The following is a 15,141-nucleotide window of genomic DNA, read 5'->3' as shown; positions in this document are numbered from 1 at the left end:
CCCATCGAAACGTGGCAACGACGAGTACGGGCCAGCCTGAAAGCCCCGTAGGGCGTGGTCTGAAGCGCACATCTGCCGCGCCTTATCTCTAGCAAAGGGAACCACCCTGTCCGTCGAGACAATGCACAGCAGCTGCACGCTTCAGGCCACGCTGAGCATGCAAGGGGTTTTACAACAGCCTGCTAGCCCGCATTTCTCTAACGTCATCCACAGAGAATTTACTGCCGCAAGAGCGGCAAAATGAATTTCCGTAAGCCGCCACCCCGGAGCACTGAGGGCAGCGATAAATATCTTCTAATGTTTTAATTTTGTTTCTCCAGATGCAGATGGGGTGAATTACAGCACGAGCGTTATTGACGTATGTACTAACGCCTAGCCCCGTAAATACTAACAACAAGCTATTTTATTTATTATTTCGTGTTAATTAACGGTTTAACTCATACGCACACATATTAACGGCTGTGGCGAGGTTGAGCGACTCTAGAATACCGCTACCCTGGATAGAGAACGACTCTACCGGTAACCCTGCCAGCTGCTCACGCGGCACGCCCCGCGCCTCATTGCCAAATATAAAACACTGATGCTTGCCAAATTGCGGCGCTGATAGCGCAGCGCCGGCGGTGTCCAAACACGCAAAAGAGTCAAAGCGCGTTTGCAGTGTGCTAAGGGGTACATCTAGTTCGACCGGCACATGAAATATTGCCCCCATGCTGGCGCGTACAACTTTGGGGTTGTAGGGGTCGACGCTATTGGGGCTAAGCACACACTTAAAGCCACCAAACCACGCAAGGGTGCGTAAAATGGTGCCGAGGTTGCCAGGGTCTTGTATCTCGTGCAAATAGATTGTGCGCTCGGCATTATCCGCTGGTGCCGAGGCCGTGGTGGCGCTAAAGGGCACTACGGCAACGATACCTTGTGGAGATTTAGTATCGGATATTTTTTGCATCTGTTTGTCAGAAATCCGCACCAGCGCAAAATCAGTTTGCACATCACCGTAGCTGTCGCTGGCATAAACCGTGGCCGCGGCTAATCGCGAATTATTTTTAGCGGCTTTTTCCAGCTCTAAAATTAGGTGCTCGCCCTCTACCAAAAAACAGCCTAGCTCGGTGCGGTATTTTTTTTGATGGAGCTTTTTAATATCGTCGAGCTTCATGGGGCTTTCCCTTCGCTTGCGATATCGCTCAACATCGCTTTGGCCAGCTCTTCGGCAATTTTTATACCGTCCACCCCGGCGGATAAAATACCACCGGCGTAGCCGGCGCCCTCACCGGCGGGGTATAAGCCCCGGGTATTTAGGCTTTGCAGGGTGTCGCGATCGCGCGTGATGCGCACCGGGGATGAAGTGCGGGTTTCGATACCGGTTAATATCGCATCAGGGCGATCAAAACCGCGAATCTGTTTGGCAAACGCCGGCAAGGCCTCACGGATTGCGTCGATCGCATAACCGGGTAACGTCGTCGACAAATCTCCCAGCGTAACGCCAGGCTTATAAGAGGGCTCTACCTCACCAAACTCGGTAGAGGCTTTGGCGTTTATAAAATCGCCCACCAGCTGGCCCGGTGCACAATAGTTTTTACCACCGGCCACATACGCGTAAGACTCCAACGCCTCTTGTAATTCAATACCGGCCAACGGGCCGCCGGGGAAGTCTTCGGCTGGGTTAATGCTCACAACGATACCCGCGTTAGCGTTGCGCTCGTTGCGGGAGTACTGACTCATACCGTTGGTGACAACGCGGCCTTCCTCGGAGGTAGCTGCCACCACGGTGCCGCCGGGGCACATACAAAAGCTGTATACCGCACGGCCGTTTTTAGCGTGGTGCACTAATTTATAATCCGCAGCGCCCAAATCCGGGTGCCCGGCGTATTTACCCAGGCGCGCGTGATCGATGAGCGATTGCGGATGCTCAATGCGAAAGCCAATGGCAAACGGTTTCGCCTCTACATACACGCCAACCTTGTGCAGCATACGAAAGGTATCGCGGGCACTGTGCCCAACCGCCAGCACCACGTAGCGTGTTTTAATCTGCTCGCCATTTTCCAGGGTGATGCCCCGAATGCGATTGCTTTGCTCACCGTCGTTGCTATGCGCTTTATCAAGGTCGAGAGTCGCCACTTTGCTCTCAAAGCGCACCTCACCCCCCAGAGCAATAATCTCCTCACGCATGGCGGCCACAACACCGGTTAAACGAAAGGTGCCAATGTGCGGCTTGCTAACGTACATAATTTCGTCCGGCGCGCCGGCGCGGACAAACTCGTGCATTACTTTTCGGCCGTAAAACTTAGGGTCTTTAATTTGGCTATAGAGCTTACCGTCGGAGAACAGGCCCGCACCGCCTTCACCAAACTGCACGTTAGATTCAGGGGTAAGCACGTTATTGCGCCACAGCGCCCAGGTATCTTTGGTACGGGTGCGCACATTGCGGCCGCGCTCGAGCACGATGGGCTTAAACCCCATTTGCGCCAAAATCAGCGCGGCAAACAAGCCGCAGGGGCCAAAGCCAATCACCACTGGCCGCTCGGTTAGCTCGTCGGGTGCCTGGGCCACCGGGTAATACTGGGTATCAGGCGATGGCCGGATATGGCGATCATCCGCCAATCGCTCTAGCACGTCCGCCTCGTTGGCAAGGCTCACATCGATAATGTAAATAAACTTAATTTCGGTGTTTTTTTTGCGAGCGTCGTAGCTACGTTTAAATACGGTTAGGTTTTGCAGCTCGGCTTCAGCCACACCCAGGCGCCTGGCAACAGCCTGAGGCAGCGCCTCCGCCGGGTGATCGAGGGGTAGGGCGAGTTCGGTAAGTCGGATCATAAAAGAGACCTGGCCGGTGTCTCCGGCAAAGGGGCAAAAAGAGCGCCAATGGCGCCGAATGAGCGTATTGTACCTTTGAAAACGGTAGCTGCGAAGCAGGTGTTAGCGCCTCGGGTACTGGCAGCATAGGCTGCCGCCCCCTGTTACGGCCCGGCACCAGAACGCGTATAATGCGGTTATTATTTACCGGGCACAGCAGAGTCGTACCATGGCTAGATCAAAAAGCAGCAATCAGTGGCTTAGCGAACACGTTAATGACCCTTACGTAAAGCGCGCTCAGGTGGATGGCTACCGCTCCCGCGCCAGCTACAAGCTGCTTGAGATTATTAAAAAAGACAAACTGGTGCGCCCCGGCATGATCGTTATGGACTTAGGCAGCGCGCCCGGGGGCTGGTCGCAAGTGGTGGCGCCTATTGTAGGCGTTAAAGGGCGCGTGATCGCCTCGGACATCTTACCCATGGATTCCATGGCCGATGTCGATTTTATTCAGGGCGACTTCACCGAAGATGCGGTATTTGAGCAGATTATGGCGGCCGTGGGCGACGCTCCGGTAGATCTGGTGATTTCCGATATGGCGCCCAACATCAGTGGCGTAAACGCCGCCGACCAGGCGTCATCCATGTACCTGGTAGAGCTGGCGCTGGACATGGCGCGCCAGGTACTCAAGCCCAAGGGCTGCTTTGTGGCAAAGGTGTTTCAGGGCGAAGGCTCTGATGAATACCTAAAAGATGTACGCTCATCGTTTGATAAGGTCGTAATACGTAAGCCGGACGCCTCGCGTGCCCGCTCGCGCGAGGTTTATTTTGTGGCCAAGGGTTTTAAAGGCTAGCAGGCCTTTTTTTAGCGCCTAGGCTTTTTAGGGCCAGAGCGCCCGGGCTTTTGGCGCCCGCCACTGCCCGCAGGCTTTGCTTTAGCTCGATTGCCGGGTTTGTTTTTGCCCCCCGGGGCAGGCTTATTTTTTCCCCCGGCCGCAGACTTAGCCGCCGGCTTTTTACCGCTCCCCACCGCCGATTTTTTACCCCCACCCGCAAAGGGCTTTTTACCGCCCGCCTTTGGTTTGCCGGGGCTACGGGCTTTAGGGCCGTTAGCTGGCGACTTTTTGGGCGCTCTTTTCTGCGAGCTTTTACGCCCGGCAGGCGCCTCGGACGATGAATCCTCGATCGCAGCCAGCAGCACTTTCAGCTCTTTTTCGGTAAGGTCGCGCCACTCGCCCACGGGCAAGCCCTTCAGGCTCACGTTCATAATTTTTACGCGCTCTAGGCGCACCACATCGTAGCCAAAATGCTCGCACATGCGGCGAATCTGACGATTCAGGCCCTGAACCAGGGTGATTCTAAATACCGTGGGCGCCTCTTTACTCACCTTGCACTTTTTCGTCTTAGTGCCCAGTATCGGCACCCCCTGGCTCATACCCGTAATAAAATCGTCGCGAATCGGCTTATTAACCGTCACCAGGTACTCTTTCTCGTGGTTATTACCGGCGCGTAAAATCTTATTAACCAAGTCGCCATTATTGGTTAAAAAAATCAGCCCCTGGGAGTCTTTATCCAACCGCCCAATCGGAAATATCCGGGTACTGTGGCGCACAAAATTAACAATATTATTCCGCTCGCTACTCTCGGTGGTACTGACAATACCCACCGGCTTATTCAGCGCAATAAAAATCAAATCCTCCGCCTCTTGCGGCTCGATAAGCTGGCCATTCACCCGCACCGTATCCCCCGGCGCCACCTGATCGCCCACCTGAGCACGCTTACCGTTTAGGTACACATTGCCCTGCTCGATAAAGCGGTCAGCATCGCGCCGCGAGCACATACCACTCTCGCTAATGTACTTATTAAGGCGTGTTAAAGATGTGTTGAGCATATAGTGTCGACTTTTAAACGGTAATACAGAAAGAGGTTGGCAGGTAGCGCTGTAGGCATACGACAGACCCAACAACCCGCCCCAATGGATGCACGGGGGATTATATCGCACAACAGTGGGTAAGCAAAAAGAGGTTAGGTGGTAGGGGTTTACGAAGGGCCCCAACAATGGCGGCTGCTATTGCCAACCGATATTATATGGTTTGAGTATGAGCTAAAGGCTGGTCGGATTTCCCCTAATTACCCATAAAAAAATAGACACCTTGTATAGTTATATTAACCTATCTAAGGTGTTCAAAATGGCGCGTAAGGCGCGCGAAGTTCAGACTCGCATTTGACGCGTTTGTTAGAACTAATCTGGCTCATAGCACCTCATTTCGACGCTTCGGGGCTCAATGCGTACGTTTGACTGCCGATCCTCGTTAACATGAAAACAGTAAAGCTCCTGTCGCTCGCCGAGCGCGGTTATTTGATAGCTGGCCTCATGCTCTGCTGGTAGAGGCTTTAGCTTTGCCACAACTTTTTGAATGTTGCCTTTCTTCAATGCATGCTGCCCAAACCAAACCTTGAATTTACGACTGATTGGCTCACCGTGTACGACCGTTTTAACACGAGCCTCAAATAGATAGAAAGTAGCCCATGTTGCGCAGCTCTCAGTCTCTGTTTCTTCCTTGAAACACAGGGTTGAGGCGGTTTCGCCCGTGTCCTTCAAAAACTTTAAATCGACTACCGCAATCACCTCTACCGCGAAAGCATTGGACGTGAGAAGAAGGGCTAAGATACTGCTACGAATCATAGTTTTGCTCTAACGCCTCAAGACCCAACGGCGCTTTCGCCCTCCGGGTTTTTTGAGTTGTTAAATGCCGAGCTAGTAAAAAATAACAAAGCTAGAATGATACCTTGGATTACAGAGCCGAGATCGTAAACCGTCGTTGAAATCGCATGCTCTACTGTTGGGCTCAAAAACGGTGTAAGTGCATAGCCAACTACAAAAGTAATAACATATAAGATTTTTCCCCATATCTTGGTTAGCAATAAGCCGACTATAGAAGCCGCATACAGCGGAAGAATTAGGGCCCCACCTAAGAGTGCAAGTGAATTCGAGTTGCTGAAATCGGACTCAGGCGATTGCGTAATATACTGCTCTAGTATTTCCGGCAAGTATGGTTCTAAAGAAAGTGACAATCCTACGTAAGCCAGAAGTAAGAATACTTCAAGCGCGACGAATTTTTTTATTGTTGTAGTTGTATCCATATTTACTCCTATGCATTTAACGCTCGGTTTGGTAGCGCGTACGCAGTGATCGTCCTAAGCCGCTTGTTAGATTTAGTTCCATCTACTATCAGGCGATGCCTTTATGATACTGACAGAATTGTGATGGTATTCGTCTAATTCAACCGACGCTTTACCTTTAACTTTGAACTTTCGCTCTGACATCGGCCCAACGATTAGGTCCGAATCCTCATCATTGAAAACATCGACAACCTCGTTTTCCTCGTTATAATAGGTTACCTGAAAATGGATTCTGGCCCATGGAGTTTCCGTATTATTCTTGATTGTTCCAATTGTTGAGACACATGCCTCACAGCCATTCTTAGTAACATTAAAGCTCGTATCGCGAACGGTCAGCTGATTAGCACCTTCATAAATTGGGTCACTACTAAACTGAGCCATTGATTCTTCCATTGCCTGCACAGTTACAAGCCAATAGCCTCCTAGCGCAAGAATAATGACTGCCAAGGCTTGGGGAGGAATAAGTGCTCTAAGTATTGATTGAGGACGGTGACATTTGGGACACCAGGTGGCTTTATCCAGAATGGTTTCCTTGCAACTTCTACATTCCATTTTAAATACTCCGTTTTATGATAGAAATCTAACGTCCAAAGCAAGCGCGCGGCTACGCGCCTCCGTGCCTTTGCTTGTTAAAAGGACCGAGCTTATTGGTGGCACAAGCCATGATTTGTAGGCATAGGATACCCAGCAAGCCTATCGGGTAAAGAATATACCACCCCATAAATACCTCTGCCTTAACTATGACAACAGAAGAGGCAACATCCCAAGCAAACAATCCCGAAAGCCCCACAATTATCCAGATCACATAGGTTGGTATATCACTTTTTATCTTCTCCGCTGCGACGGTGCCCAGCACTAATGCCACAAAGAAACAAACGATATTTACCGCATGCACTTTTACTGGAGCACCGCTTAGGAATATTGACCCCAATGACAACACTAAAAACAACAAGAAACTTGTGACTATGGTTGGGTTCATTTTGCCTTTTATCATTTATATTCGAGCTTGCGCATTATCTCCCCTAAAAGAATTATAGGAAGACAGAATAACGCTCTGATTAGGCTCGACTTTTAGTAATTGTTTAACAATAGGCGGGCGGCAAAGTGTGCTTGCGCGGTATCCTGCGGCCGCGGGCCTCGTTATCTCACCTTCCTATCTGGCTAAGCGTTTGACTATAAAGTAAATGTTAATTATTGAAAACCGCAAACCGAGCTATATAAAACCACTAGCTTCCCAATTACGGCTGGGAAGGATTGGCCGGGGCTGTCTCTTCTCTGACTTTATAATATGTTTGCTCCGACACTTTATGCCAGGCGGCGGCTTTGGCCTGAAAGCTTTTGTAAGACTCCCACACTTTGGCGAACATGGCGTCTTGCTCGGCTTGCTCGATAAACACTTGCTCGGTGATGCGGCGTAGCTCTTGCAGCACTTCGTCGGGTAGGCGGCGTAGCTCGACGCCGTGATCGTTTACCAGTGCCTGTAGGGCGGCGTTGTTAGTAGCGGTGTACTGGTCGAGCATATCCTGGTTGGACGCACGCGCGGCGTAAGTGACGATGGCCTGCAAATCCTCGGGCAAAGATTCAAACGCGCTTTTGTTTACAATTAGCTCCATGGTGGAGCCGGGCTCGTGCCAGCCTGGGTAGTAGTAATACTTGGCCACCTGATGAAAGCCAAACGCTAAATCGTTGGCGGGGCCGACCCACTCGGCGGCGTCGATAACGCCAGTTTGCATGGCGGTGTAAAGCTCGCCGCCGGGGATATTGACCGAGGTGCCACCGGCGCGGTTAAACACTTCACCGGCCAGGCCCGGTATGCGCATTTTTAAACCGCGTAAATCGTCGAGCGTGTTGATCTCTTTGTTAAACCAACCGGCCATTTGAATGCCAGTATTACCCGAAGGAAACGGCAGCAAGTTAAAGGGCTCGTACACCTCGCGCCACAGCTCTAGCCCGCCGCCGTGAAAGAGCCAGCCATTCATCTCTTGCGCGTTCATGCCAAAGGGCACGGTGGTAAAAAACTGGCTGGCCGGCGCTTTGCCGCGCCAGTAGTAAGCGCCGCCGTGGCCTACCTCGACACTGCCGGAGGAAACCGCATCAAACACCCCCATAGCCGGCACGATCTCGCCCGCGCCGTGCACATGAATGGTCAAGCGGCCGCCGCTCATCTCGCCGACGATGCTGGCAAATTTCTCAGCGGTGGTGCCAAGGCCCGGAAAGTTTTTTGGCCAGGTCGTCACCATACGCCACTGATACTGTTGGCCGCTAACAGCCGGGCCAGTTGCCTGAGCCTTGCCTTGGTCGGCCTTACTCATAACCAGTGCGGCAAACAAGGCGACGCACAAAGCAATAAGCGCGAGAATGACAATAGGTGTAAATTGAAAGCGACGTGTTGTGCTCATAGTTTTGTGTCTTTATTTTTTGTTTAACTTTAACGGGCGGCACGAAATTTTCAATGCTATTTAGCTCGGTTTGAAACTTTATTTGATAATGCTTACCCAGTATTGCCTCTAACGCGGACTTTGTTTATAAGCTCGCATCGCCGAGCGTGGCGAGTGACTTTTCTTTGTTTGGCCAAATCAAAGTAACCAAAAGGTCGCTCTTGCGCTTCCATGCGCTCGCGGCATTAGTGCATCCGTGCACGTCAAAGGCCACCCCGGCGTCTGGCCCTAACGGGTTCCCTCTCTCCAGCCAATTTTAGCGGGCCGTATCGACAGGGCGTCCATGCCCTGACGATACTTGCGCAAACGTCCTGTTTGCTTACCCCCTAAAATAGGCTTCCGCTCGGCTCATTCGCAGGGGACCTAAAAACGGCGCTTCGTAGTAAAGACCTTCTACTCTGCACGACCTGCCTTGGATTGCCACTCCCCACAACTTAAACCGCCTCCAACTTGGCGTACTGCACCACCAACCACTTGGTGCCGGCATCGTCAAAGTTAATTTGTACGCGGGTGCTGGCACCGGAGCCTTCAAAGTGGACGATAATACCTGCGCCGAATTTTTTATGGCTAACCCGCTGCCCTAAACGAAAGCCGGTATCGGAGCCCGAATCACTCAGTGCGGTACCGCGCGCCTGTTTACGCTGGGTCGGGCTTTGGTGGCGCACCGGGCGGCTGACGGTGCTTTTAATGCGCACTTCATCGAGGTGCTCGTCGGGTATCTCTTTGACAAAGCGCGACAGCGCATTAAAGGTTTCACCGCCGTGCAGCCGGCGGGTTTCGGCGTAGCAGATGTAGAGCTTCTCCATGGCGCGGGTAATGCCCACGTAGGCCAGACGGCGCTCTTCCTCCAGGCGGTCCGGGTCTTCTACCGACATTTTGTGGGGAAACAGGTTTTCCTCGACGCCGGCCATAAACACTAACGGAAACTCCAAGCCCTTGGCCGAGTGCAGTGTCATCAGCTGTACCGCGTCTTCAAACTCATCGGCCTGGGCCTCACCGGCGTCCAGCGCGGCGGTGTCTAAAAACTGTTGCAGCACGGGCTCTTCGTCATCGGGGGCTTCAAACACGCGGCATGCGGTTACCAGCTCTTCAAGGTTTTCGGCGCGGGCCTGGCCTTTTTCGCCTTTCTCTTTTTTGTGAAACTCAAACAAGCCGGTGGTTTCGAGTACCGACTCGGCCAGCTGATCGAGCTTAACCTCGAGGCTGCGCTCGGCCAGGGCATCGATAAGCTGAGTAAAACCGGCCAGAGCGTTACCGGCGCGAGCGCTGAGCACGCGGTTGGCTAACATTTGCTGGCTGGCCTGCCACAGCGAGCAGCCGTGCTCGCGGGCAAAGGCGCGAATATCGTCGACGGTTTTACCGCCAATGCCGCGCGTTGGGGTGTTAATAACGCGCTCAAACGCCGGGTCATCGTCGCGGTTGCTGGCCAGACGCATGTACGAGAGGGCATTTTTAATTTCTAAGCGATCGTAAAATCGCTGGCCGCCATAAATGCGGTAGGGCACACCTTCGCGCAGCAGGGCTTCCTCTAGCACCCGCGACTGAGCGTTAGAGCGATATAAAATGGCGCAGCTGTCTTTGCGGTTGCCTTTTAGTACCCAGTCGTTAATGCGCTCGACAATAAAGCGCGCTTCGTCTTGCTCGTTAAAAGCCGCGTACAGTGAGATAAGCTCGCCGTCTTCGCCGTCGGTCCACAGCTGTTTACCCATACGGCCCGAGTTGTTGGCGATAACCGCGTTGGCGGCATTAAGAATATTGCCGGTAGAGCGGTAGTTTTGCTCCAGCCGCACGGTGCTGGTGCCTGGGTAGTCTTCGCTAAAGCGGCGGATGTTTTCAACTTTGGCGCCGCGCCAGCCGTAAATGGATTGGTCGTCATCGCCCACGGCGGTAACAAAGCAGCTCTCGCCGGCCAGCACCCGCAACCAGGCGTACTGCACCGAGTTGGTATCCTGAAACTCATCCACCAAAATAAACGGGAAGCGCGCCTGGTAGTGATCTAAAATAGCGGGCTTGTTAAGCCACAGCTCGTGGGCGCGCAGCAGCAGCTCGGCAAAGTCGACCATGCCGCCGCGCTCGCAGTCGGCCTCGTAGGCGGCGTACACGGTAGTCATGGTGCGGGTAAAAGGGTCGGCACTGGGCTGCATGTGCTTGGCTCGCAGGCCCTCGTCTTTTTGGCCGTTAATAAACCACTGCGCCTGCCGGGGCGGCCAGCGCTCGGCATCGATGGCCAGATTTTGATACACCCGTTTAATCAGGCGCAGCTGATCGTCACTGTCCAGAATCTGAAAGTTCTGCGGCAGGTTGGCGTCTTTCCAGTGGGCTTTTAGCAGCCGGTGGGCCAAACCGTGAAAGGTGCCCACCCACATGCTGCGGGTGTTAATGGGCGTACCGCTCTCGCGAAAGCTCTCGTCGAGTCGCGCGCGCATCTCGCGGGCGGCCTTATTGGTAAAGGTAACCGCCAGGATGCTGTAGGGCGACACCCCCTGGGTTTGCACCAGCCAGGCAATGCGGTGTACCAGCACGCGGGTTTTACCACTGCCGGCACCGGCGAGGATGAGCTGATTGCCAGCTTCAGCGGTAACGGCTTCGCGCTGGGCATCGTTTAAACTTGCGACGAGGTGAGGAGCATCCATGAGTCAGTTCTGGCATCTTGGTGTATGGTAGGGCACTTGCCCTGACGGAGGCGACAGCATACCATTTTACTGTAAATTTACACAGTGTCGGTAACCAGACGCCGTCAATACGGGCCCAAGCAGGCATATCGCCAAACTTTTTAAAGGAGCTGTAAACACGTGGATCTTCACCATCATATTCGCCTGATGGCCGGTTATAATAAGCGCTTAAACAGTCAGGTGTTTGCCGCTGCCGCCACGCTCGACCACGCCACACTCACCGCTGACGCCGGCGCTTTTTTTGGCTCGATTTTAGGCACGCTTAACCACATGGTGGTTACGGACCTATTATGGCTGGCGCGTTTTGCGAAACACGCCCCTCACTATAAAAGCCTGCAGGCACTGGCCGAGCTACCCACCCCCGAGCGGCTCGACCAACAGCTGTACCCGGCATTTGCCGCCCTGGGCGCCGCCCGTGGGATAATCGATAACGCCATCATCGAGTGGAGCGCCGACGAGCTGCAAAGCGGCGATTTACAGCGCGCGCTGGCGTATCACAACAGCAAAGGCGAAGTCGCCGAGCGGGATTTTGGTGAGCTGGTGATGCACCTGTTTAACCACCAAACACACCATCGCGGCCAGGTGAGTACGCTGCTAAACCAGCGCGGGCTGGACATAGGCGTAACCGACTTTTTACAGGATATCCCGAGGTTGGATACCTAGCGGGCTGAGCGCGCGCTTGATTCTCGCCGCTGCGCCCCCATAAACCCACGAAACGCCTAACACAGGCCGTGTTTCCACCAACCGTGACAGTTAGTGAGTTATGACGGACGTATACATACTGCAAAATCAAGATAAGTTGTTTTTGAGCAAGCAGCGCATTTGGGTAGATGGCCGCGACCCGGCGGGTTTATACCGCAGCCCCCATAAAGACGAGGCGGTGAATGAGATGTTTGAGGCCAGCAGCAAAGACTACACCCAGCGAGTATCGCTGGTGGCTTGCCCGTTAAATGAACGGCGTAACCCGGTCATCGACCCCGAGATACTGCCGCCGCCCCAGCCTAAAAACCGTGGCGAAGACTCACTAGAGCTGGATTTGGCCGCCAACGACACGCCGCCCCCCGGCGAGAGTGAGCCCGCGAGTACCGAAACCCAAGCTGACCCGGCCCCTCAAGCTGATAGCGCCGAACCGCACCCCGAGGCTACCGAGGCCGAGCCACGCGAGTCATCGCCGCAGTGATTTTATCGCCATCACAATTACGGTTTTTTACCCCCCAGGACCGCTCTGGCGGTGGCCCTGTTTGGGCGAACTGACTACACTCGACACTTTAGGGCTGGTGACAGCCGAGCGCCTGGCGCCACGACCGCGTCCGCAACCGGACTGCAGAGGAAAAGCTTTTGTCTCAATTTGATGCGCAGTTACAGGCGTTATCCGGCGCTAAAGCCAATCAAACACTTCGCGGTATTTTGCGCGGCATCGAAAAAGAGAGCCTGCGCGTTAGCCCCGACGGCCGCCTGGCGCAAACCAGCCACCCGCTGGGGCTCGGCTCGGCACTCACCCACCCGCACATCACCACCGATTACTCCGAGGCCCTGCTGGAGTTTATTACCGAGCCGCAAACCTCCATCGGTACACTGCTCAACCAACTTGATGACGTACATCGCTACACCTATAGCCAGCTGCAAGATGAGTATTTGTGGCCGGCCAGTATGCCCTGTGTACTGGGCGCCGACGGCGATATTCCGGTAGCGCGTTACGGCACCTCCAACAGCGGCACCATGAAAACGGTATACCGCCTGGGCCTGGGCCACCGCTACGGCCGCGCCATGCAAACCATTGCCGGGGTGCACTACAACTTCTCGTTGCCAGACGATTTTTGGCGCGAGCTGGCCCGGGATATGGGTAACCAGCAAAGCCTGCAGGCGTTTAAAACCGACCGCTACTTTGCGTTAATCCGCAATTTTCGCCGCTATTTTTGGCTGTTGGTGTACTTGTTTGGCGCCGCCCCGGCGGTATGCCGCAGCTTTGTGCGCGGCCGCGAGCACGCCCTTGAGGCTTTTGGCGAAGACCAAAATACCTTGCACACCCCCTACGCCACCTCGCTGCGCATGGGCGATTTAGGCTACCAGAGCGATGCCCAGCAATCGCTGGTGGTGTGCTACAACAACCTCGATAACTATTTGCAAACCCTGTGCGGCGCCATTACCCAGCCCCACACCGAATACCAAAACATCGGCCTAAAAGGCGCCGATGGCCAGTATCAGCAGCTAAACACCAGCCTGCTGCAAATCGAAAACGAGTTTTACAGCACCATTCGCCCCAAGCGCACGGCCAAATCTGGGCAAACGGCGCTGCAAGCGTTGCAATTGGGCGGGGTAGAGTACGTCGAGGTGCGCTGCGTCGACTTAAACCCGTTTGAGCCACTGGGCGTAAGCGAATCACAACTGCATTATCTGGATGCGTTTTTGCTGTTTTGCTTGTTAGAAGATAGCCCCGAAGCGACCGATGCCGAGTATCAGGATCTACAGGATAACCAGGCGCGCATCGTGTATAGCGGCCGCGACCCGGCACTAATGCTGCGCCGCAACGGCGGCGACGTTAACATGCGCGAGTGGGCCGGCGAGATTCAAAAAGGGGTCGAGCGCTGCGCCGCGCTGCTGGATCAGGCCAATGGCGAACGCCGCTACCAAAACGCCTGTGCCGAGCAGCGCCAAAAACTCACCGGCGAGCAAATAACGCCAGCGGCCCAGGTGCTAAAAGATTTGGCCGAACACCGGCAAACCTACTACGCCCACACCCTAAAGCTGGCCGAGCAACACCGCGACTACTTTGCCGCCCGCCCGCTTGATGCAAAGCAGCAGGGGCGCTTTGCCGAGCTGGCCGAGCAATCTAAGCGGCAACAAACCGAGGTAGAAGCCGCCGACCGTATTAGCTTTGACGAGTATCTGGCCAACTACTACGCCCAGTACACCTGCTGTGGCGGGGCGCCAGCGGCTACTTCTGCACAATCAGGTTGTTAAAGTAAACCTCGAGCACATCGTGCTCGGCCTGCTCCGACTCCAGTAGCGCGATAATCTCGGCTTTGGCCGTTTCGCGCAGCTGAGTAACCCCCTGCTGGGTGGTGATGGAATCTTCAGTTTGGCGGCTAAACAGCATCACCATGGCGTTGCGCAACAGCGGCATGTGGTGGCGCACCGCCGAGGCGGTATAAACATCGTTAACCCGCAATGACAGCTCGGTTTTTAGGTACTTAAGCCTTCCGGCACCGCCGTAATTAACGACAAACGCCGGCTGCATGGGTATATAAATCGAGCCCTCTACCTCATTAGATTCCGAATCGCTTTGCGCCAACGAGGCCGCGCTTAACAGCAGGGCAAACACGAGCGCTAATGCCGGCAGCAGCACCTGCAAAAACGGGCGAAAGAGGGTGGCGGACTGAGCCATCGGTTACTCCTGACAAGATAAATGTTGATCAAGCCGGCCGCTTAAGCGGCCTGTGCTAGGCTATCGGCGCAGCATCAGTTTACTTGAAGTAGCCGCGCAATATTCGTGCTATCGCTACTGGGGGACGGCGATTGATCGTGGTAACATTGCCCAACACTGGATTGATTAAAGAATATCGCTAAAGATAGCTAGGATAATGTCATGTTAGAGAATTGCCAGGATGCGAAAGAGCGCTGGGGCGGGGTAAGCCAAATTATCGACCGCTGGCTGCAAGAGCGCCAGGAAATGCTGGTGCAGTACTGCGCCCTGTCCGACACCAAAGGCCAAACCAGCGACGAGCGCGGCGCTAAACTGCGCCGAATGTGCGAGATCATGGTGGATTACGTCTCGGCCGGGCATTTTGAGATCTACGATCAACTGGTGCGCGAAGGCCGCGAGTTTGGCGACGAGCAAGCCCTTAAAGAAGCCGCCGAGCGCTTTAAAGAAGTGGATGCCACCACCGAAAAGATCCTCGATTTTAACGACAAGTACCAGGAAACTGACGATCTATCGACACTGGATGCCGACTTGTCAGAGCTGGGCGAAACCCTGGAAGCACGCTTTAGCGGTGAAGACCGTATGATTGCGGTACTTCACGATGCCAATAAAGACGTCGTTCAAGCCAGCTAAACCCCATT

At 54.1% G+C, this 15,141-nt stretch carries 15 protein-coding genes; 5 read left to right on the top strand and 10 right to left on the bottom strand.

Features of this window, described 5'->3' with window-relative positions:
- Positions 1-424 precede the first annotated feature (424 nt).
- Both AAC019_RS14165 and AAC019_RS14160 read right to left on the bottom strand, forming a co-directional pair.
- Complete coding sequence (locus tag AAC019_RS14165; RefSeq protein WP_339899714.1) at positions 425-1,153, bottom strand: RNA methyltransferase; 729 nt, start codon at positions 1,151-1,153, stop codon at positions 425-427.
- Positions 1,150-2,811 (bottom strand): NAD(P)/FAD-dependent oxidoreductase, encoded by a 1,662-nt coding sequence (locus AAC019_RS14160; RefSeq protein ID WP_339899713.1) that lies wholly within the window; start codon positions 2,809-2,811, stop codon positions 1,150-1,152. Before AAC019_RS14160 ends, AAC019_RS14165 begins: the two co-directional genes overlap by 4 nt.
- Before the next feature lie 208 nt (positions 2,812-3,019).
- Between AAC019_RS14160 and rlmE the strand changes: the two genes are divergently transcribed.
- The gene (rlmE, locus tag AAC019_RS14155) at positions 3,020-3,640 is read left to right on the top strand and encodes a 23S rRNA (uridine(2552)-2'-O)-methyltransferase RlmE (RefSeq protein ID WP_339899711.1); all 621 of its coding nucleotides are present in this window, start codon (positions 3,020-3,022) and stop codon (positions 3,638-3,640) included.
- Between the two features lie 11 nt (positions 3,641-3,651).
- Here rlmE and rluF read toward each other — a convergent pair whose 3' ends face one another.
- From rluF to uvrD, 7 genes are all read right to left on the bottom strand, one after another.
- Positions 3,652-4,677 (bottom strand): 23S rRNA pseudouridine(2604) synthase RluF, encoded by a 1,026-nt coding sequence (gene rluF / locus AAC019_RS14150; protein WP_339899710.1) that lies wholly within the window; start codon positions 4,675-4,677, stop codon positions 3,652-3,654.
- A 351-nt stretch (positions 4,678-5,028) separates the two neighbouring features.
- The gene (locus AAC019_RS14145) at positions 5,029-5,472 is read right to left on the bottom strand and encodes a hypothetical protein (protein WP_339899708.1); all 444 of its coding nucleotides are present in this window, start codon (positions 5,470-5,472) and stop codon (positions 5,029-5,031) included.
- Positions 5,473-5,489: 17 nt separating this feature from the next.
- Positions 5,490-5,930, bottom strand: a complete 441-nt coding sequence (locus AAC019_RS14140) for a hypothetical protein (RefSeq protein WP_339899707.1) — start codon at positions 5,928-5,930, stop codon at positions 5,490-5,492.
- Positions 5,931-6,002: 72 nt separating this feature from the next.
- On the bottom strand, positions 6,003-6,521 hold the full coding sequence (locus AAC019_RS14135; RefSeq protein ID WP_339899705.1) for a hypothetical protein: 519 nt from the start codon (positions 6,519-6,521) through the stop codon (positions 6,003-6,005).
- Positions 6,522-6,573: 52 nt separating this feature from the next.
- Positions 6,574-6,963: a hypothetical protein gene (locus AAC019_RS14130; RefSeq protein WP_339899703.1), complete on the bottom strand. Its 390-nt coding sequence runs from the start codon at positions 6,961-6,963 to the stop codon at positions 6,574-6,576.
- Positions 6,964-7,207: 244 nt separating this feature from the next.
- Positions 7,208-8,368, bottom strand: a complete 1,161-nt coding sequence (locus tag AAC019_RS14125; protein ID WP_339899702.1) for a TRAP transporter substrate-binding protein — start codon at positions 8,366-8,368, stop codon at positions 7,208-7,210.
- A 473-nt stretch (positions 8,369-8,841) separates the two neighbouring features.
- On the bottom strand, positions 8,842-11,040 hold the full coding sequence (gene uvrD, locus AAC019_RS14120) for a DNA helicase II (protein ID WP_339899700.1): 2,199 nt from the start codon (positions 11,038-11,040) through the stop codon (positions 8,842-8,844).
- A gap of 159 nt (positions 11,041-11,199) precedes the next feature.
- Here uvrD and AAC019_RS14115 point away from each other — a divergent pair, with 159 nt between their 5' ends.
- The 3 genes from AAC019_RS14115 to gshA all read left to right on the top strand — a co-directional run bounded on the left by AAC019_RS14115 (position 11,200) and on the right by gshA (position 14,040).
- Positions 11,200-11,742, top strand: a complete 543-nt coding sequence (locus AAC019_RS14115) for a DinB family protein (protein WP_339899698.1) — start codon at positions 11,200-11,202, stop codon at positions 11,740-11,742.
- A gap of 100 nt (positions 11,743-11,842) precedes the next feature.
- Positions 11,843-12,259, top strand: coding sequence for a hypothetical protein (locus AAC019_RS14110; RefSeq protein ID WP_339899697.1), 417 nt, complete (start codon positions 11,843-11,845; stop codon positions 12,257-12,259).
- Positions 12,260-12,417: 158 nt separating this feature from the next.
- Positions 12,418-14,040: a glutamate--cysteine ligase gene (gshA, locus tag AAC019_RS14105; RefSeq protein WP_339899696.1), complete on the top strand. Its 1,623-nt coding sequence runs from the start codon at positions 12,418-12,420 to the stop codon at positions 14,038-14,040.
- Here the strand turns inward: gshA and AAC019_RS14100 are convergent.
- Complete coding sequence (locus AAC019_RS14100) at positions 14,015-14,464, bottom strand: flagellar basal body-associated FliL family protein (RefSeq protein WP_339899694.1); 450 nt, start codon at positions 14,462-14,464, stop codon at positions 14,015-14,017. The genes gshA and AAC019_RS14100 overlap by 26 nt on opposite strands.
- A 201-nt stretch (positions 14,465-14,665) precedes the next feature.
- Between AAC019_RS14100 and rsd the strand changes: the two genes are divergently transcribed.
- Positions 14,666-15,133 (top strand): sigma D regulator, encoded by a 468-nt coding sequence (gene rsd, locus AAC019_RS14095; protein WP_339899692.1) that lies wholly within the window; start codon positions 14,666-14,668, stop codon positions 15,131-15,133.
- The last annotated feature ends 8 nt before the right edge of the window (positions 15,134-15,141 follow it).

The organism is uncultured Gilvimarinus sp., assembly GCF_963975215.1.
Taxonomy (GTDB): Bacteria; Pseudomonadota; Gammaproteobacteria; order Pseudomonadales; family Cellvibrionaceae; genus Gilvimarinus.
This window is presented reverse-complemented; position numbering and strand designations above follow the sequence as displayed.